Source organism: Brevundimonas sp. AVps23W (assembly GCF_058681395.1).
In genome coordinates this window covers 3,133,112-3,150,440 of record NZ_CM178738.1, presented here as the reverse complement: position 1 = coordinate 3,150,440, position 17,329 = coordinate 3,133,112, and the positions used below count along the sequence as shown (strand labels likewise).

Below are 17,329 nucleotides of genomic sequence, written 5' to 3'. Positions count from 1 at the left end.
TCACAGAGCGCCGCAGCTTATGAGCAGGGCTTGCTCACACGCTCACAAGCTATGACTGCGAGTTGGCAGTCGGCCGTCCGGCCAAAACCTCCGTCGCCTGTCTGGAGGTAGGCGCTCGGCGTCTGTGCGGCGTCGGGCAGTCTCTCCACCACGCCCATTGGGAGCCGTCTCCTCCTCACGATGCGGGGAGGAGACGGCTCCACTCTTCGATAACCATGGGGTCTTGTTCCGTCGTTGCGTCGCGAAGGGCTGTGAACGCATCGCCAGGCATGAGTTGCGACAGGGCCCAGACGGCCGCGCCGCGCACCAGAGGGACGGGGTCGGCCAGCAGGGCCTGGGTCGGGGCGATCAGGCTCGGGTCGTCTGAATTGCCGACCGCATAGAGGACGTTCCTCAGAAATCGGTCGCGGCCGATCCGCTTGACTGGGCTCTTGGTGAACAGGGCGCGGAAGGCGGCGTCGTCGAGCGCCAGCAGATCGGCCAGGCGCGGGCTTTGGAAGGCGGGGCGGGGCGCCAGCCGGATCTCGCGGGCTTCCTGCGCGAACTTGTTCCACGGACAGACGGCCAGACAGTCGTCGCAACCATAGATGCGCGAGCCGGTCAGGGTGCGGAACTCCACCGGCCAGGGCCCGGCGAATTCGATGGTCAGGTAGGAAAGGCAGCGCCGGGCGTCGAGCTGGAACGGGGCGGGGAAAGCCTTGGTCGGGCAGGCGTCGAGACAGGCGGTGCAACGGCCGCAGTGTTCGGTCTCGGCCGCGTCCGGTTCGATCTCGGCGACGGTCAGGATCGTGCCCAGGAACAGCCAGTTGCCGTGGGTGCGGCTGAGCAGATTGGTGTGTTTGCCCTGCCAGCCCAGTCCGGCGCGCTGGGCCAGGGGTTTTTCCATCAGGGGGGCGGTGTCGACGAAGACCTTGATGTCGGCGCCGTTGCGGGCCGCGATCTGACCCGCCAGCTGTTTCAGCCGCCCCTTGATGACCTCGTGATAGTCGTCGCCGCGCGCATAGACCGAGATATAGGCGGCGGAACGGTCGGCCAGCTGATCCAGCGGGTTGTCGTCAGGGCCGTAGTTCATGCCTAATACGATGGCGGTTTTCGCCTCGTCCCACATGGCGGTGGGGTGCTGGCGGCGGTCCAGCGTGGTCTGCATCCACTCCATGTCGCCATGCCGGCCCTCGTCCACGAAATGGCGCAGCCGCTCGCCCGCCGGCCAGGCGTCGGCGGCCGAGGCGAAGCGGCAGACGTCAAAGCCGAGCTCGGCCGCGCGCTGGCGGATGAAGGTTTTCAGGCGGTCGGACACGGGCGGGGGATAGCATAGTTTTCGTCCCCCCTGCGCGGGGAGGCCGCGCTCTATGTCTCTTCCGGTCGTCATCCTAGGCCTTGTGCCTAGGATCCATACTTCCGGTCTTAAAGGGTGCGCACCGGCTTCTCCCGAGTTTATGGATCCTAGGCACAAGGCCTAGGATGACGGGTTTTAAGAGGTGCGCGCTAGGGCCATGCCCCCGAGGGATTTGGGGGCGGTCATTCGTCCGAGGCGGGCGCGCCGTCGAACAGTTCCAGGATCTGGGCGCGGATGTCTGTGGGCCAAGGCGTGATCAGGGCGGCGAGCCGGTCGCGGTCGCCGGCGAACAGGGCGCGGCTGGCCTCTTCGAAATGGGGGGCGTCGCCGGCCATCTCGACCATGAAGCCATAGGCGGCGTCGGTGCGGCGGCGCCGCGCGTCGTCGTCCGCGCCGGTCTTGCGGGCCTGGTCCACCAGACGGCGTAGCGCGGCCGAAGCGCCGCCCGGCTGGGTCGCCAGCCAGTCCCATTGACGGGGCAGCAGGGTGACCTCGCGCGCGGCGACGCCCAGGCGCGGGCGGCCACGCTTGGGAGCCGGAGCAGGTTCTGTCTCGCGGAGGTCCAGATCGACCGGCCGACCGGTCGCCAGATCGAACACGCGCAGCGCGGCTTGAGGTGAGGCCGCCAGGGCTTTGCGGAAGGCGGCCGCCATAGCGGCGTCCGAGCCTCTGGCTATGCGGCGGGGGCCGTCGAACAGAACCAGATCGCGATCTTCGTCGCTCATGTATTTACCCGGATGAAATTAGCTGCCATGTTTATACCCGGATAAATAAGAGAGCGCCATGACCCAGACAAGCCGCAAGAGCCTCATCGCCGAATACAAGGAGCGGCCGACCATCGCCGGGGTCTATGCCGTGATCTGCAGCGCGACGGGTCAGGCGTGGGTCGGCAAGAGCCGCCACATCGACACCGAACAGAACGGGTTGTGGTTCGCGCTGCGCCACGGCGGCAGCCCCTATCGGTCATTGCAGGCGGCTTGGAAGGCGCATGCGCCCGAGGATTTCCGGTTCGAGCAGTTGGACCGACTGCCGGAGGACATCTCGGACCTGCGGCGCAAGGATGAGCTGGTCAGTCGGGCGAAGCTGTGGATCGCGCGGTTGGGTGCGGAGGCGCTTTAGGGGGCTTTTGCCTTTCGTCATTCCGGGCGCAGCGCAGCGGAGACCCGGAACCCAGCGGCGCCGAAGGCGAAATCCATCCGACGCGCGATGCTGGACCAGCGAGTCCGCGACAGGTTCGCGCTCTCGCGCGCCGCTGGGTTCCGGGTCTGCGGGCCAAGCGGCCCTCCGCCCGGAATGACGAAAGGGGGTTTTAGAAATCCAAATCCGCGTACCAGGCGGACGGCGGCACGCCGACGAAGCGGTCGGCCAGCAGGGGGCGGAAGCAGGGGCGGGATTTGAGTTTGGAGTACCAGGTCTTGAGCGCGGGCCAGTTGGCCCACTGGATCTCGCCGAAATAGTCGAGGACCGACAGGTGGGCGGCGGCGATCAGGTCGGCCTGGCTGAGACGTCGGCCAGCCAGCCAGTCGCGGGCGGCGACAAGCTCTTCCAGCATGGCGAGGTGGGACTTGAGGGCGTCGCGGCCGTGGCGCAGGGCGCGGGCTTCGGGCGGGCCGAGCTTGAGCAGGGGTTTCTCCATCCGCTCGTGCAGCAGGACGGCGTCGACTTCATCAGTGAAGCGGCGCTCGAACCAGCCGGTCAGGCGGCGGGCCTCGGCCCGTTCGGCGGCGTCGGCGGGCAGCAGAAGGGGGGATTTCTGCTGATCCTCGATCCAGCCCAGGACGGCGGGCAGTTCGCACAGGGTCAGGGGACGGCCGCGGTCGGTGGTCTGGACGACCGGCGGCAGGCCCGAGGGGTTCAGGTTATTGACCGGGCAGTCGTCTTCCCACGGACGAACCGGGGTGTCGGTCCATTCTATCCGCGCCTCGCCCAGGGCCAGGCGCGCGGCGCGTGAGGCGGGCTGGAAGGCGAAGTGGAACAGGACGGTGGACTCGGACATCGCCGAAGGATGCGCAGACATCCGTTAATGTCCGTTTACCGGATCAGGACCAGGGGCCCTTCGGATGGGGTTGAAGCGGCGTCTGGGAGGCCTGATTAGCTGCGTCGGACGGGGGCGCGCTCCCGGTCGCCTCGGCCGGTTGGGGGCGGGCGCGGCCGCGCGGGTCGGCGTGGATCAGGATGTCGGCGCTGGGATAGTGGCTGAGGATGCGGTTCTCGGCCTCGACGACGATGGCGTGGGCGGCGTCCAGCGTCAGCTCGGGATCCAGATCGACGTGCATCTGGACCATCATCACCTGGCCGGCCATGCGGGTCCGCAGCTGATGGACGCCCGAGATGCGCGGATCGGCCAGGACGGCGTGGGTGACGGCGGCGCGGTCGGACTCGGGCGCGGCGCGGTCCAGCAGGTGGTCGGCGGCCGCTCTCAGCATGCCGGTCGCGCCCCAGAACAGCCAGACGGCGACCACCAGGCCGGCGGCGGCGTCCAGGCCCGGCGCGCCCAGGAAGGCGCCGGAGATCACCCCGATCAGCACCACCAGATTGGCGGCCAGGTCGGCGGCGTAGTGGGCGCGGTCGCCGGCGACGGCCAGGGAGCCGGTCTTCTTCATCGCCAGGGTCTGCATCCAGACCAGCCAGGCGGTGATGGCGATGGAGACGATGACTACGCCGGTCGCCCAGCCGCCGGAGGTGACGGGGCGCGGGTCGAAGATGCGCTGAAGCCCCTCCCAGCCGATGAATACGGCCGAGGCGAAGACCAGACCGGCCTGGACCAGGGCGGCGAGCGCCTCGCCCTTGCCCCGGCCGTAGCGGTGGTGCTCGTCCGGCGGGGCGGCGGCCCAGCGGACGGCGTAGAAGGTGGCGAGGGAGGCGACCAGATCCAGCACCGAGTCCGCCAGGGTGGCCAGGATGGAGACCGAGCCCGAGGCGCCCAGGGCGAAGGCCTTCAGCGTGATCAGCACCAGGGCGACCCCGACCGACAGCCGCGTGATGCGCCGGGTCGCCAGATGGGCGTCCTCGATCGGCTGTGGCGCGGGCGGAGAGGCGTGCGGCGTCGTCATCAGGCTCCCTTGTCGCGCAATCATGGCCGAAAGCCAACCTTGGCGCCCAAAACGAGCGCCCCAACTGGATCAGGCGGAGCGTTAGCGCTAAGGATAGGAAACGGCGCTATGTCGGTTTCCGTTCTCTACTTGTGGCATCGGTCGTGGAGACGACATGAGCGCTGACGAACGTTGGATCGCGAGAAGCGAGGCCCTGACCCGACTGGGGGTGAAGGCCCAAACCCTGTACGCCTATGTCAGCCGGGGCCGGATCGCGGCCCGACCTGATCCGACCGATCCCCGCCGCAGCCTGTACGCCGTGTCCGACGTCGCGCGGATGTGCGGCGAGGGCGGAGAAGTCGGTCAGGTCGGGGGAGCGGAACTGCGTGCGCCGGTCGTCGGCGCGGCGGCGCGGGGCGAGGCGGACATTCAGTCGTCGGTGTCCCTGATCGTGGACGGGCGGCTGTTCTATCGCGGCCTGGACGCGGTCCAGATGTCCGAGGCCGCCACGGTGGAAGCGACGGCGCGCACCCTGTGGGACGCGCGCGAGATCGACCCCTTCATCGACCTGAAGCCCCGGATCGACCCCATCGTCGGCGGCTCCACCCAGCGGCGGGTGCTGGCCGTGCTGGGCCGGCGCGCCATCGAGGACCGCTCGTTGCGGGCGCATGATGCGGCCAGCCTGAAACGCGAGGCGGCCTCGCTGCTGAACGAGGTGGTGGACAGCGTGTCCGGGCCGGGGCCGCGACTGTATCTGCACCAGCGGCTGGCGCGCGGGTTCAAGACGGCCGAGCGCGACAGCCATCTGATCCGCAGGACCATGGTGCTGGGCGCCGAACAGGGTCTGGACGCGGCTGTGCTGGCGGCGCGGGCGGCGGCCGGCGGCGGCGCGCCCCTGGCCGGCGCCGCACTGGCGGGCGTGACCACGCTTTCGGGCCGGGCCCTGGCCGAGTTGGACGAGGTGACCGCCTATGTCGGCGAGGCGCGGCGCGATCCGACCGGGGCCGCCCGGCGCTGGATCGGGCTGAGGGGCGGCGTGCCCGGCTTTGGTGCGGCGGCCGAGTTCGGCCGGGTCGATCCGCGCGTTGCGGCTCTGCTGGATCCGGCGGGCCTGCCGGCCGATCTGAAGGCGGTGTGGACCGAGGGCGAGGCGGCGGGCGGACAGCCGGCGAGCTTCGCCCTGGCCCTGGCCCTGACGGCGCGGCGGCTGGACCTGGGGCCGACCGGGGCGGGCGACCTGCTGGTGCTGGGGCGGCTGGTGGGTCTTCTGGCCCATGCGGTGGATCAGGCCATGGACGGCTCGCCTATCCGGGCCCGATTGCGCTATGTGGGGCCTGAGCCGGGCTCCCACTGACGCCGGCTCTGCGGGGATCACATGTCTGACTGGCTTGCGGCGATCATTCTCGGTCTGGTCGAAGGACTGACCGAGTTCATTCCGGTGTCCTCGACGGGGCACATGCTTCTGCTCGGCCATTTCATGGGGTTCGAGAGCTCGGGCAAGACGTTCGAGATCGTCATTCAGCTGGGCGCCCTGCTGGCCATCGTCAGCGTCTATTTCAAGCGGCTATGGACCCTGGCGACGCGCTGGCCCTTCGATCCCGAGGCGCGGCGGTTCCTGATCGGGCTGCTGGTCGCGTTCGCGCCGGCGGTGGTGATCGGCTTCCTGGCCTATGATTTCATCAAGACCGTGCTGTTCGAGACGCCCCAGGTGGTGTGCATCGCCCTGATCGTCGGCGGGATCATCCTGCTGCTGCTGGACCGGATGGACAAGCGGCCTCAGTGGTTGGACGCCAACCAGTATCCGATGCGGATCTATTTCCTGATCGGCCTGTTCCAGTGCCTGGCCATGATCCCCGGCGTGTCGCGCTCGGGCGCCACCATCGCCGGCGGCCTGCTGCTGAAGACTGACAAGCGGTCGGCGGCCGAGTTCAGCTTCTTCCTGGCCCTGCCCACCATGGGGGCGGCGGTGGCCTATGACCTGCTGAAGAACCACAAGACGCTGGATTTCAGCGACGTCGGCCTGATCATGGTGGGCTTCCTCGTGGCCTTCCTGACCGCGCTGGTGGTGGTGCGGTTCCTGCTGGACTTCGTGTCCAAGCACGGCTTCGGCCCCTTCGCCTGGTGGCGGATCGTGGTCGGGGTGGTCGGGCTGGCGCTGTTGCAGGCGGGGTTCTGATCTTCCCCATCCCCGTCACCCTCGGGCTGGTCCCGAGGGCCTACGGCGAGGGCGGATACGGGCTGGTGTAGTGATCGCCGGCTGTTGACCACGTTATAAAATCAGCTCCGCCCAACCGTGAGCCCTCGGGACAAGCCCGAGGGTGACGGGTCTTGGGGCGGGGTGGAGAGGCTGGCGATTCTCGTTCCCAGCCTCTAAGGGCGGGGCATGAGCACGCTTCTTTACGGCCGACCGCCGGTCGTCTTTGATCCGCCCAGCACTGGAGCTGGGGCGGCGATCCAGACCTCGCCCCTGATACCCGGCTCCACCGCGCTGGAGACCGTGCCCGAGGGTTCGGTCGAGGATGTCATGATCTACGCTCCGCCCGGGGTGCTGGAGCGTCGCTATGTGCTGGCCCTGGCGCTGAGGGCGCTGAAGGTCGGCGGGCGGCTGGACGTCATGGCGCTCAAGGACAAGGGTGGGTCGCGGCTGAAGAAGGAGCTGACCGGCTTCGGCGTTGAGGTGGGCGAGACGGCCAAGGCGCACCACCGGCGCTGTATCGTGATCAAGCCCGAGACGATGGCCGGGATCGATGAGGCCATAGCCGAGGGCGCGCCGCGGATCGTGCCGGGGCTGGAGGCCTGGTCGCAGCCGGGCATCTTCGCCTGGGACCGGATCGATGCGGGCTCGGCCCTGCTGGCGCAGCATATGCCGGCGCTGAAGGGGGCGGGCGTCGATCTGGGCTGCGGCTATGGGGCATTGGCGACGGTGGCCCTGAAGTCGGCGGCGGTGACGTCGCTGCGGCTGATCGACCTGGATCGCCGGGCCGTCGAGGCGGCGAAGAAGAATGTCGAAGACCCGCGCGCGAGCGTCGAATGGGCCGATGTGCGGACGATGGCGGCGGAGGGTGAACTGAACTTCGTCGTCAGCAATCCGCCCTTCCACGACGGCGGGGCCGAGGATCGCCGGCTGGGCCAGGCCTTTATCCGCAAGGCGGCGGAGTTGTTGAAGAAGGGCGGGGTCGCCTGGATCGTGGCGAACCGGCACCTGCCGTATGAGGCCGAACTGAATGCGGCGTTCAACCGGGTGCGGCTGGTCGCGGATGCGGGCGGGTACAAGCTGTTTGAGGCGGTGAAGTGAGCCGCTTTTCTCTGAGCCGTCATCCTCGCCCTTGTGGCGAGGATCCAGACGCCCGGTGTTCGACGGGAGTGCTGTCTGCCGACGCGCCGGGAGTCTGGATCCTAGGGACAAGCCCTAGGATGACGGGTGTTGGGGGCGCGGCGTGACCAAGATCCCCACCTCTCGCGTCGACCGCCTGCTGGGGGCGATGGGCTATGGGTCGCGGGCCGAGATGGCGCGGATGGCCAAGGCCGGGGGGATCGTGCTGGACGGCGCGGACCTGACGGATGTGTCCAAGCGTATTCCGGTGACGCGCGATCTGCCGACGCGGATGGAGATCGACGGCGAGCCGCTGGACCCGGTTCAGGGTCTGGTGATCCTGTTGAACAAGCCGCTGGGCATGACCTGTTCGCACAAGGAAGAGGGGGCGCTGGTCTATGACATTCTGCCGGGGCGCTGGCGGTCGCGCGATCCGGCCATCTCGACCATCGGGCGGCTGGACAAGCAGACGACGGGCCTGTTGCTGCTGACCGACGATGGTGACCTGCTGCACCGGGTGATCAGTCCCAAACGCCATGTGGCCAAGGTCTATCGCGCCGGGCTGGCGCGGCCGTTGACGGGGACGGAAGGGGCGCTGTTCGCCTCGGGCGAACTGGTGCTGGAGGGTGAGGACAAGCCGCTGGCGCCGGCCGTGCTGGAGGTGGTGTCCCCGACCGAGGCCCTGCTGACGGTGACGGAGGGCCGCTATCACCAGGTGCGGCGCATGTTCGCCGCCGCCGGCAATCACGTGGAGACCCTGCACCGCGAGCGGCTGGGCGGGCTGGTCCTGCCGGCCGATCTGACGCCGGGTCAGTGGCGGCTGCTGAGCCCCGAGGAGATCGCGTCGATCTTCGTCTGAGCCGGCCGGCGTTGACGATCCGTGCGGCGATGACATGTGGCGAATTCTGACGGCGTTATTTACCTCGGGTAGCAGGCCTTTGTGGTCGGGTCGTGAACGCGATATGATGGCGCCATGAGCCACTATTCGGTGACAGAAGCGCAGGCGGACTTGGCCCGCCTTATAGAAGCCGCCGAGCGGGGGGAATTGGTTGTCATTGACCGCCCTGATCCGGACGTCGAGGTGAATATCGTGGCGCGGCGTATCCGCCCCGATGGGCCGCACGATATCGAATGGCTGAGATCTGTGCGCGTCCAGCCGCGTCGTGGGCCGGTGAATACGGCTGCGGCCCTAGCGGAAATGAAGGAAGAACGCGGCCGGTGAGCGTCTATCTGGACGCCAGCGTCATCGTGCCCTTGTTCGTGCAGGAAAAGACCAGCGATGCCGTGCTGGCTTGGTTGTCTTCGGTCGAGAGAGCGATCGTGTCCGATTGGGCGATCGCCGAGGTGTCGTCAGCCATGTCGCATCACGTCCGCCGCAGAAGCCTGGATCCCGACGAACGCGATCTGGCCGAGACCAAGTTCAACATCTGGCTGGATCAGGCGGCGGCTGTGAGAGAGGTCGAGCCCGAGGATGTGATGGCCTGTCGCTTCCTGCTGCACCGGCATGCGCGATTGCGGACGCCGGACGCCCTGCACCTGGCCATAGTGCAGCGACTGGAATGCGATCTCGCCACCTATGATCGTGATCTGGCCGAGGCCGCTCTTCGGGATGGGGTAAAGGTGATCGCGCCATGAAGACAGCCATCAAGATCTGCGGCCTGACCACGGCCGACACCCTGGACGCCGCCCTGGACGGTGGGGCGGATTTCGTGGGGGCGGTGGTGTTTCCCAAGAGCCCGCGCCATCTGGCGCCCGAGGCGGCGGCGCGACTGTTCGAACGGGCGCGGGGGCGGGCGAAGATCGTGGCGGTGACGGTCGATCCGGACGATGCCTTGCTGGAAGAGATCGCACGGACGCTGAAGCCCGATTTCATCCAGTTGCACGGGGCGGAGACGCCGGCGCGGGCGGAAACCGTGCGCGCCTTGACGGGCGCGGGGGTGATCAAGGCCCTGCCGATCCGGCATGGCGACGACTTCTTCGCCGCCGACGAATGGGATTATCACGCCGACCATCTGATGTTCGACGCCAAGCCGCCCGAGGGCTCGGTCCTGCCGGGCGGGGTCGGGCATAGTTTCGACTGGACCCTGTTGGCGGACCGGGCGTTTCGCCATCCCTGGTTCCTGGCGGGCGGGCTGAATCCCGAGAATGTGGCCGAGGCGCTGCGGGTCACCGGGGCGCCGATGGTGGATGTGTCCTCTGGCGTCGAAAGCGCGCCGGGTGTTAAGGACGCCGACCGGATCGCGGCCTTCATCCAAAACGCGCGCCGGTCGTAATTACGACGCCTCTCCGCGTGAAAGTTGGACTCGTGAACGCTCAGACCCCCATTAAGGCCCCCATCCAGACCCCTGATCCCACTCAGCCGTTGTCCAACGCCTATGCCTGGCCGGACGCGCAGGGACGGTTCGGGCCCTATGGCGGGCAGTTTGTGGCCGAGACCCTGATGCCGCTGATCCACGAGCTGGCCGCGGCCTATAAGGCGGCCAAGGCGGACCCCAGCTTCCAGGCCGAGTTGGACGGCTTCCTGACCCATTATGTCGGGCGCGAGAGCCCGCTGTATTTCGCCGAACGCCTGACTGAACATTTCGGCGGGGCGCGGATCTGGCTGAAGCGCGAGGACCTGAACCATACGGGCGCGCACAAGATCAATAATTGCATGGGCCAGATCCTGCTGGCCCGCCGCATGGGCAAGACCCGGATCATCGCTGAGACCGGCGCCGGTCAGCACGGCGTGGCGTCAGCCACCGTGTCGGCGCGGTTCGGCCTGCCCTGCACCGTCTATATGGGGGCGGTGGACGTCGAGCGGCAGCAGCCGAACGTGTTCCGCATGCGCCTGCTGGGGACCGAAGTCTTTCCCGTCACCGCCGGCGCCGCGACCCTGAAAGACGCGATGAACGAGGCGATGCGCGATTGGGTCACCAACGTCTCGGACACCTATTACATCATCGGCACGGCGGCTGGGCCGCACCCCTATCCGGCCATGGTGCGCGATTTCCAGTCGGTGATCGGCAAGGAGATCAAGACCCAGTCGATGGCCCAGATGGGCAAGCTGCCCGAGGCCGTCGTGGCCTGTATCGGCGGCGGGTCGAACGCCATCGGCGCCTTCCACCCCTTCATCGACGATGCGGCCGTGCGCCTGATCGGGGTCGAGGCGGCGGGGCATGGGCTTGATACGCCGGACCACGCGGCCTCGCTGAAGGGCGGCCGGTCGGGCGTGCTGCACGGCAACCGGACCTATCTGCTGCAAGACGACGACGGAAACATCGTCGAGGGGCATTCGATCTCGGCCGGGCTGGACTATCCCGGCATTGGGCCGGAACACGCCTGGCTGCACGACATCGGCCGGGCTGAATATCGGTCGGCGACGGACAATGAGGCGCTGGAGGCGTTCCAGCTGTGCTCGAAGCTGGAAGGAATCATCCCGGCGCTGGAGCCGGCCCATGCCCTGGCGCGGACGGGCGAAGTGGCGCGCGAAGTCGGCAAGGGCGGCGATGTCGTCCTGCTGATGTCGGGACGGGGCGACAAGGACATCTTCCAGGTCGCCAAACATCTGGGAGTGGAACTGTGATCCGTAGCCTGCTGGCGGCGACCGCCGCGCTGAGCCTCGCCACAGCCGTTCAGGCCCAGACGGCGGCGACTGCACCGGCTCAGGTCCAGCCCGCCGATGTCGCCCTGCTGCCGGGCGCGCAGCTTTCGCCCGATTGCGGCGGTCTGAACAATCTGGCCGGCCGGGCCTGGTGCGTCACCGCGCCCCTGGGTCAGGTCGGCGCCCTGGCCGAGGCCTATATCGCCGATCTGGAGACCAAGGGCTGGCTGGCGGCGGGCGGCGACGAGAACCGCGTCGTCCTGATCAAGCGTCGCGAGGGCGGCGGTTGCGACGGTATGCAGATGGTCGCCTTCTACGACACCACCAAGACCGCCGTCGCCGAACTGCCCGGCTATCTGGGCTTCGCCGTCGTGCCCGGCGACGTGTGCGCCCAGGCTGCGGCTGAGAAGCCTGCTTCGGAAACCACGCCGCAATGACTACCGCCCGTATCGACGCCTGTTTCGCCGCGCTGAAGGCCGAGGGCCGCGCGGCCTTTATTCCCTATGTGATGGGAGGCGATCCGTCGCGTGAGGAGGCGCTGGCGATCCTGAAAGGGCTGCCCGCCGCCGGGGCCGACATCATCGAACTGGGCTTTCCGTTCAGCGACCCGATGGCTGAGGGGCCGCCGATCCAGCGGGCGGCGATCCGGGGGCTGAAGGCCGGGTTCGGGCTGCGCTCGACCATGGATCTGGCGCGGGAGTTCCGTAAGGGCGACGACGCCACGCCGATCATCCTGATGGGCTATCTGAACCCGATCGAGAGCCTGGGCTATGACGCCTTCGCCGCCTATGCGGCCGACTGCGGCATCGACGGGCTGATCGTGGTGGACTGCCCGCCGGAAGAGGCCGGGCCGCTGATCGAAGCGCTGGACAAGGTGTCGATCTCGCTGATCCGCCTGGCCACGCCGACCTCGGACGACGAACGGCTGAAGATCGTGGTCCAGGGCACGTCGGGCTTTGTCTATTATGTCGCCGTCGCGGGCGTGACCGGCGTCAAGGAGGCGAACGCAGACGTGGTGGCGCCGGCGGTGGAGCGGGTGCGCAAGGCCTCGGGCCTGCCGGTCGCGGTCGGCTTCGGTGTCAAGACGCCGGAGCGGGCGGCCGAGATCGCGCGGGTGGCCGATGCGGTGGTGGTCGGTTCGGCCCTGGTGGACGAGGTGGCGGCGGCGCTGGAGGCCGGAGAACCGGCTGCGCCGCGCGTGCTGGCCCGGGTCAAGGCGCTGGGCGACGCGGTTCGGTCGGTCGTAACTAGTGCTTCCGTGGCGGAAACCGTCTAAGAGCCCGCGCATGGTCGACAAGAACAAACCTCAGGAAAAACGCGGCGGCTGGCTGAGCCGTTTCGCGCCCGGCGTCCGCAAGATCGTTTCGCGCCGCGACACCCCCGACAATCTGTGGGTCAAGGACCCCGACACGGGCGAGATGCTGTATCGCTCGGATCTGGAGGCGTCGCTGTGGGTGACGCCGTCTGGCCGGCACATGCGGATCGACGCGCCGACACGGCTGAAGGCCACCTTCGACGGCGGCCAGTATGAGTCCATCGACACGCCGGACGTGCCGGAAGACCCGCTGAAATTCTCGGACGGCAAGCCGTACAAGGACCGTCTGAGCGCAGCGCGCAAGGCGGCGGGTCGCAAGGACACCATGGCTATCGGCTATGGCGTCGTCGGCGGCCAGGAGGCCGTGGTGATCGTTCAGGACTTCACCTTCATGGGCGGGTCGCTGGGCATGGCGGCCGGCGAGGCCTTCATCAAGGCCGCGCGCGAGGCCGTGGCCCGCAAGGTTCCGATGATCTGTTTCACCGCCGCCGGCGGCGCCCGGATGCAGGAAGGCGCCCTGTCGCTGATGCAGATGGCGCGCACCACCCTGGCCATCGAAGAACTGAAGAACGCCAAGCTGCCCTATGCCGTGGTCCTGACCGACCCGACGACAGGGGGCGTGACCGCCTCCTACGCCATGTTGGGCGACGTGCATTTAGCCGAGCCGGGCGCCCTGATCGGCTTCGCCGGTCCCCGGGTGATCGAGGCCACCATCCGCGAAAAACTGCCGCCGGGCTTCCAGCGCGCTGAATATCTGCAGGAAAAGGGCATGGTTGATCGGGTGGTTGTCCGCGCCGACCTGCCGCGCGTCCTGGGTCAGATCCTGTCCATGCTGATGGGCGGAAACCGCCAGGCGGCCTGACATTTATCTCGTCATCCTAGGCCTTGTGCCTAGGATCCATAAACACCGACGGCAGGGCCGGTGGCTCTGCTCTCGAAACCGGGCGTATGGATCCTAGGCACAAGGCCTAGGATAACGTTCGGAGTGGGACGAACAAGGCGTGGCGATGGACCCGATTTCCGAGCGGCTGCGCGCCCGACATCCGCAGCGGATCGACTTGTCGCTGGATCGGATGAAGGCCCTGTGCGCAGCGCTGGGCGATCCGCAGCACAGGCTGCCGCCGGTGGTTCATGTGGCGGGGACGAACGGCAAGGGGTCCACCGTGGCCATGATCCGGGCCATCGCCGAGGCGGCGGGTCTGAAGGTCCATGCCTATACCTCGCCCCATCTGGTGCGGTTCAACGAGCGGATCCGGCTGGCGGGGCGGTTGATTGAGGACGATCAGCTGAACGCCATCCTCGACCGGATCGAGGCGGTCGCCGGCGAGGCGACGGTGTTCGAGAGCACCACCGCCGCCGCCTTTCTGGCCATGGCCGAGACGCCGGCCGACCTGGCCATAATCGAGGTCGGCCTGGGCGGGGTGCTGGACGCCACCAATGTGATCGAACGGCCGCTGCTGAGCGTGATCATGCCGGTCGATTATGATCATGCGGAATTCCTGGGCACGGACCTGGCCGGAATCGCGGCCGAGAAGGCCGGGGTGCTGAAGGCGGGGGCGCCGGGCGTGATCGCGCGTCAGCAGGAGGTGGCCATGGCCGCCATCGAACGCGCCGCCCAGGCGGTCCATGCGCCCCTGACGGTGATGGGCGTCGATTTCGACGCCTGGGCCGAGCGCGGCGGCATGGTGTTCCAGAACCAGGAGCGGTTTCTGGACCTGCCCGCGCCGGGGCTGGCGGGCGCGCACCAGATCGACAATGCGGGGGTCGCCGTGGCGGCGGCGCTGGAGCTGGATCTGCCCGAGACCGCCATCGCCGAGGGGCTGAAGGCCGTGCGCTGGCCGGCGCGGCTGCAACGGATATCCGCCGGCCCTTACGGCGAGGCGGCCAAGGCGGCGGAGGCGGAGCTGTGGCTGGACGGGGGGCATAATCCCCACGCCGGGCGCGCCCTGGCGGCGTTTCTGGCCGAGCGACAGGCGCGGGCGCCGCGTCCGCTGGCCCTGGTCTGCGGCATGTTGGCGAATAAGGATGCGGGCGGGTTCTTCGCGGCGCTGAAGGACAGTCAGGCCACGGTCTTCACGGTCGGCTTCGACGGGGCGGCGGCGGAGCCGGCGGCCCTGGCGGCCGTGGCGCGCGGGCATGGGCTGGCGGCGACGCCGGCGGGGTCGGTCGGCGAGGCGGTGGATATGGCCTTGCGGTTCGGCGCGGGCCGGGTGGCGATCTGCGGGTCGCTGTATCTCGCGGGCGAGGTGCTGGGGGCCAGCCGGGACACCTGGCCGGAGTGATTATCCCTCCCCTTTATGGGGAGGGGCGGCGCAGCGGAGCGTAGCCGGGGTGGGGCAGTCAGGACCTCGCTCACGCCCGTTCGGGCCCCACCCTGATCGCTGCGCGATCGTCCCTCCCCATGAAGGGGAGGGAGAGTCTTTACTTGCTCATCCAGGGACGGGACTTGCCGGCGGCGATGCGGGCGTTCTGTTCGCGTTGGAAACGGCCGCCGCGCGGGGCCTGGGGCCGGGCGTCGAGCGCCGCCTTCTTCAGGCGCAGGGCGCGCTGGACGGGGGTTTCGTCGGCGGGGGCGGAGGGGTCCGGGGTTTGATCGTCGTGGCTCATGGGGCCTGACCTACCACACTGGAGCAGGCTTCGTCCCGAAGACGTGAAGCTGCGGCCAGATGACCGGGTTGCCGCGTCTCTTTGTTAGCGCTACCAAGCCGAAAACAACAGCGGATGGAAACCATGGATCGGATGAAGATGTCAGGCCGAGCGGGGCTTGCCCTGATCGCGGCGCTTGGGCTGTTGGCCGGGCCGGCGGCGGCGCAGGATCTGTCAGGCGCTCGTCCCATCGTGGTGGACGCCAAGGGGGCGACGACCGCGCGCGACCGCATGGCCGACTTCTCGGTCGGGGCCGACTATCCCGGCACGACCGGCCGCGAGGACGCCCTGGCCCAGCTGAAGACGGTGCAGGACGAACTGGGCTTCCGCTACATCCGCTTCCACGACATCTTCCACGACGACATGGGCGTGTACCGTGAGGTGGATGGCCGTCCGGTCTATGACTGGACCCGCGTCGATCAGCTTTACGACCGGCTGCTGGGCATGGGGCTGAAGCCCTTTATCGAACTGGGCTTCACGCCGGATGCGATGAAGACCTCGGACCAGACCATCTTCCACTGGAAGGGCAATACCTCCCATCCGCAGCCGGAGAAGTGGAGCGGGCTGATCGATGCCTTCGTGCGCCATCTGATCGGCCGCTATGGCGCCGAGGAGGTGCGGTCCTGGTATTTCGAGTTCTGGAACGAGCCCAACCTGGACGGCTTCTGGGAACGGGCCGATCAGGCCGCCTATTTCGACTACTACGGACGGACGGTCCGGGCCATTAAGGCGGTGGATCCGACGCTGCGGGTCGGCGGGCCGTCGACGGCGGGCTCGGCCTGGGTGCCCGAGTTCCTGGCCTATGCCGACCAGCATCAACTGCCGGTCGATTTCGTGACCACCCACACCTATGGGGTAGAGGGCGGCTTCCTGGACGAGAAGGGCGAGGGCGACAACAAGCTGTCGCGGGCGCCCGACGCCGTGGTCTCGGATGTGCGCAAGGTGAGGGGCGAGATCGAGGCCTCGACCCGGCCGGGCCTGCCGCTGTTCTTCACAGAATGGAGCACCAGCTATAATCCGCGTGATCCGATCCACGACGACTATTTCGGCGCCTCCTACATCCTGACCAAGCTGCACGAGAGCGAGGGCCTGGTTCAGGGCATGAGCTACTGGGCCTACAGCGACCTGTTCGAGGAGCCGGGCCCGCAGACCAAGCCGTTCGAAGGCGGGTTCGGCCTGATGAACCCGCAAGGGGTCCGCAAGCCGACCTTCTTCGCCTACAAATATCTGAACAGCCTGGGCGACCGGGAGCTGCCGACCGGCGACGCCCAGAGCATCGCGGCGCTGAAGGGCGAGACGGTGCAGGTGCTGGCCTGGCGCTATGAACTGCCGGATCAGCCGATCAGCAACCGGCCCTTCTTCCGTCAGGTGCGCGAGCCGTCGTCGGCGCCGCCGCTGGACATCGTCGTTCAGAACCTGACGCCCGGCGTCCACCGGGCGACGGTGCGGCGGGTCGGGTTCCAGTCCAACGACGCCTATACGGCCTATCTGGAAATGGGGGCGCCGGCTTCGCTGGACGCCGTCCAGTTGCAGCGGTTGAACGACCTGACGCGCGATACGCCCGAGGAGCGGTCCATCACTGTCGGGGCCGACGGCCGGGGGCGGCTGAGCGTGCCGATGAAGACCTATGACGTGGTGCTGGTGGAGATCGACCCGGCCCAGCCGTAAGGCAGATACGAAAACGCCCGCCGGTCTGAACCGGCGGGCGTTGAACTTCAGCAGGGCGAAAGGATCAGGCGTCGGCCTTGACGCCGGCTTCGGCCAGCCATTCGACGATCTTGCCCTTGGGCATGGCGCCGACCTTCATCGAGGTCATCTGGCCGTCCTTGAACAGCATCAGGGTCGGGATGCCCTTCACGCCCAATTTTGACGGGGTCATGGGGCTGTCGTCGATATTGATCTTGGCCACGGTGACCTGACCGCCCAGTTCGTCGGCGATCTGTTCCAGCGCCGGGCCGATCTGTTTGCAGGGGCCGCACCATTCGGCCCAGAAGTCCACCAGGACGGGGGTGGAGGATTTCAGAACGTCAGCGTCGAAGCTTTCGTCCGTGACTTTAACAGTCGCCATGAATGGCTCCCTGGGGCGCGGTCGCCGGGCCCGTAG

At 68.1% G+C, this 17,329-nt stretch carries 20 protein-coding genes; 14 read left to right on the top strand and 6 right to left on the bottom strand.

Annotated features, from left to right (window positions below):
* Positions 1-175: 175 nt before the first annotated feature.
* Together queG and ACW177_RS15280 are read right to left on the bottom strand one after the other, a co-directional pair.
* Positions 176-1,297 carry a tRNA epoxyqueuosine(34) reductase QueG gene (queG, locus tag ACW177_RS15285; protein ID WP_492026524.1) on the bottom strand — a complete coding sequence of 374 codons (1,122 nt, stop codon included), beginning with the start codon at positions 1,295-1,297 and terminating at the stop codon, positions 176-178.
* 221 nt (positions 1,298-1,518) lie between these two features.
* Complete coding sequence (locus tag ACW177_RS15280) at positions 1,519-2,061, bottom strand: DUF2239 family protein (RefSeq protein ID WP_492026523.1); 543 nt, start codon at positions 2,059-2,061, stop codon at positions 1,519-1,521.
* 58 nt (positions 2,062-2,119) lie between these two features.
* Between ACW177_RS15280 and ACW177_RS15275 the strand changes: the two genes are divergently transcribed.
* On the top strand, positions 2,120-2,455 hold the full coding sequence (locus ACW177_RS15275; RefSeq protein WP_492026522.1) for a GIY-YIG nuclease family protein: 336 nt from the start codon (positions 2,120-2,122) through the stop codon (positions 2,453-2,455).
* A gap of 190 nt (positions 2,456-2,645) precedes the next feature.
* Here the strand turns inward: ACW177_RS15275 and fzlA are convergent, their stop codons facing one another.
* Together fzlA and ACW177_RS15265 are read right to left on the bottom strand one after the other, a co-directional pair.
* Positions 2,646-3,332 (bottom strand): FtsZ-binding protein FzlA, encoded by a 687-nt coding sequence (gene fzlA, locus ACW177_RS15270; RefSeq protein WP_492028128.1) that lies wholly within the window; start codon positions 3,330-3,332, stop codon positions 2,646-2,648.
* A gap of 43 nt (positions 3,333-3,375) precedes the next feature.
* Entirely contained in the window at positions 3,376-4,389 is a 1,014-nt protein-coding gene (locus ACW177_RS15265) for a cation diffusion facilitator family transporter (protein ID WP_492026521.1), read from the bottom strand.
* 154 nt (positions 4,390-4,543) lie between these two features.
* Between ACW177_RS15265 and ACW177_RS15260 the strand changes: the two genes are divergently transcribed.
* The 12 genes from ACW177_RS15260 (at position 4,544) to ACW177_RS15205 (ending at position 14,861) form a co-directional block, all read left to right on the top strand.
* Positions 4,544-5,722, top strand: coding sequence for a citrate/2-methylcitrate synthase (locus tag ACW177_RS15260; protein ID WP_492026520.1), 1,179 nt, complete (start codon positions 4,544-4,546; stop codon positions 5,720-5,722).
* 21 nt (positions 5,723-5,743) lie between these two features.
* Positions 5,744-6,544 (top strand): undecaprenyl-diphosphate phosphatase, encoded by an 801-nt coding sequence (locus tag ACW177_RS15255; RefSeq protein ID WP_492026519.1) that lies wholly within the window; start codon positions 5,744-5,746, stop codon positions 6,542-6,544.
* A 207-nt stretch (positions 6,545-6,751) separates the two neighbouring features.
* Positions 6,752-7,663 carry a class I SAM-dependent methyltransferase gene (locus ACW177_RS15250; RefSeq protein ID WP_492026518.1) on the top strand — a complete coding sequence of 304 codons (912 nt, stop codon included), beginning with the start codon at positions 6,752-6,754 and terminating at the stop codon, positions 7,661-7,663.
* Between the two features lie 142 nt (positions 7,664-7,805).
* Entirely contained in the window at positions 7,806-8,540 is a 735-nt protein-coding gene (locus ACW177_RS15245) for a pseudouridine synthase (RefSeq protein ID WP_492026517.1), read from the top strand.
* Between the two features lie 114 nt (positions 8,541-8,654).
* The gene (locus ACW177_RS15240) at positions 8,655-8,903 is read left to right on the top strand and encodes a hypothetical protein (RefSeq protein ID WP_492026516.1); all 249 of its coding nucleotides are present in this window, start codon (positions 8,655-8,657) and stop codon (positions 8,901-8,903) included.
* Positions 8,900-9,316, top strand: a complete 417-nt coding sequence (locus ACW177_RS15235) for a type II toxin-antitoxin system VapC family toxin (protein ID WP_492026515.1) — start codon at positions 8,900-8,902, stop codon at positions 9,314-9,316. Before ACW177_RS15240 ends, ACW177_RS15235 begins: the two co-directional genes overlap by 4 nt.
* On the top strand, positions 9,313-9,954 hold the full coding sequence (locus ACW177_RS15230) for a phosphoribosylanthranilate isomerase (RefSeq protein WP_492026514.1): 642 nt from the start codon (positions 9,313-9,315) through the stop codon (positions 9,952-9,954). The genes ACW177_RS15235 and ACW177_RS15230 overlap by 4 nt, the downstream gene beginning before the upstream one ends.
* An 89-nt stretch (positions 9,955-10,043) precedes the next feature.
* Entirely contained in the window at positions 10,044-11,246 is a 1,203-nt protein-coding gene (gene trpB, locus ACW177_RS15225) for a tryptophan synthase subunit beta (protein ID WP_492028127.1), read from the top strand.
* Positions 11,243-11,701 (top strand): hypothetical protein, encoded by a 459-nt coding sequence (locus ACW177_RS15220; protein ID WP_492026513.1) that lies wholly within the window; start codon positions 11,243-11,245, stop codon positions 11,699-11,701. The genes trpB and ACW177_RS15220 overlap by 4 nt, the downstream gene beginning before the upstream one ends.
* Positions 11,698-12,540 carry a tryptophan synthase subunit alpha gene (gene trpA / locus ACW177_RS15215; RefSeq protein ID WP_492026512.1) on the top strand — a complete coding sequence of 281 codons (843 nt, stop codon included), beginning with the start codon at positions 11,698-11,700 and terminating at the stop codon, positions 12,538-12,540. The genes ACW177_RS15220 and trpA overlap by 4 nt, the downstream gene beginning before the upstream one ends.
* Before the next feature lie 10 nt (positions 12,541-12,550).
* Complete coding sequence (locus ACW177_RS15210; protein WP_492026511.1) at positions 12,551-13,441, top strand: acetyl-CoA carboxylase carboxyltransferase subunit beta; 891 nt, start codon at positions 12,551-12,553, stop codon at positions 13,439-13,441.
* Positions 13,442-13,586: 145 nt separating this feature from the next.
* Entirely contained in the window at positions 13,587-14,861 is a 1,275-nt protein-coding gene (locus tag ACW177_RS15205) for a bifunctional folylpolyglutamate synthase/dihydrofolate synthase (protein ID WP_492026510.1), read from the top strand.
* Positions 14,862-15,000: 139 nt separating this feature from the next.
* Here ACW177_RS15205 and ACW177_RS15200 read toward each other — a convergent pair whose 3' ends face one another.
* The gene (locus ACW177_RS15200) at positions 15,001-15,186 is read right to left on the bottom strand and encodes a hypothetical protein (RefSeq protein WP_492026509.1); all 186 of its coding nucleotides are present in this window, start codon (positions 15,184-15,186) and stop codon (positions 15,001-15,003) included.
* Between the two features lie 132 nt (positions 15,187-15,318).
* On the opposite strand from ACW177_RS15200, the gene ACW177_RS15195 reads away from it, so the two are divergent.
* The gene (locus ACW177_RS15195) at positions 15,319-16,893 is read left to right on the top strand and encodes a GH39 family glycosyl hydrolase (RefSeq protein ID WP_492026508.1); all 1,575 of its coding nucleotides are present in this window, start codon (positions 15,319-15,321) and stop codon (positions 16,891-16,893) included.
* A 64-nt stretch (positions 16,894-16,957) separates the two neighbouring features.
* On the opposite strand, the gene trxA is transcribed toward ACW177_RS15195, so the two are convergent.
* Positions 16,958-17,293 (bottom strand): thioredoxin, encoded by a 336-nt coding sequence (trxA, locus tag ACW177_RS15190; RefSeq protein ID WP_008259544.1) that lies wholly within the window; start codon positions 17,291-17,293, stop codon positions 16,958-16,960.
* Between the last annotated feature and the right edge of the window lie 36 nt (positions 17,294-17,329).

Bases quoted from the DNA above. Each gene is read 5' to 3' on its own strand.
- ACW177_RS15280 (WP_492026523.1), bottom strand. From the start codon at position 2,061: ATGAGCGACGAAGATCGCGATCTGGTTCTGTTCGACGGCCCCCGCCGC.
- ACW177_RS15275 (WP_492026522.1), top strand. From the start codon at position 2,120: ATGACCCAGACAAGCCGCAAGAGCCTCATCGCCGAATACAAGGAGCGG.
- fzlA (WP_492028128.1), bottom strand. From the start codon at position 3,332: ATGTCCGAGTCCACCGTCCTGTTCCACTTCGCCTTCCAGCCCGCCTCA.
- ACW177_RS15265 (WP_492026521.1), bottom strand. From the start codon at position 4,389: ATGACGACGCCGCACGCCTCTCCGCCCGCGCCACAGCCGATCGAGGAC.
- ACW177_RS15260 (WP_492026520.1), top strand. From the start codon at position 4,544: ATGAGCGCTGACGAACGTTGGATCGCGAGAAGCGAGGCCCTGACCCGA.
- ACW177_RS15255 (WP_492026519.1), top strand. From the start codon at position 5,744: ATGTCTGACTGGCTTGCGGCGATCATTCTCGGTCTGGTCGAAGGACTG.
- ACW177_RS15250 (WP_492026518.1), top strand. From the start codon at position 6,752: ATGAGCACGCTTCTTTACGGCCGACCGCCGGTCGTCTTTGATCCGCCC.
- ACW177_RS15240 (WP_492026516.1), top strand. From the start codon at position 8,655: ATGAGCCACTATTCGGTGACAGAAGCGCAGGCGGACTTGGCCCGCCTT.
- ACW177_RS15230 (WP_492026514.1), top strand. From the start codon at position 9,313: ATGAAGACAGCCATCAAGATCTGCGGCCTGACCACGGCCGACACCCTG.
- trpA (WP_492026512.1), top strand. From the start codon at position 11,698: ATGACTACCGCCCGTATCGACGCCTGTTTCGCCGCGCTGAAGGCCGAG.
- ACW177_RS15210 (WP_492026511.1), top strand. From the start codon at position 12,551: ATGGTCGACAAGAACAAACCTCAGGAAAAACGCGGCGGCTGGCTGAGC.
- ACW177_RS15205 (WP_492026510.1), top strand. From the start codon at position 13,587: ATGGACCCGATTTCCGAGCGGCTGCGCGCCCGACATCCGCAGCGGATC.
- ACW177_RS15200 (WP_492026509.1), bottom strand. From the start codon at position 15,186: ATGAGCCACGACGATCAAACCCCGGACCCCTCCGCCCCCGCCGACGAA.
- ACW177_RS15195 (WP_492026508.1), top strand. From the start codon at position 15,319: ATGAAGATGTCAGGCCGAGCGGGGCTTGCCCTGATCGCGGCGCTTGGG.
- trxA (WP_008259544.1), bottom strand. From the start codon at position 17,293: ATGGCGACTGTTAAAGTCACGGACGAAAGCTTCGACGCTGACGTTCTG.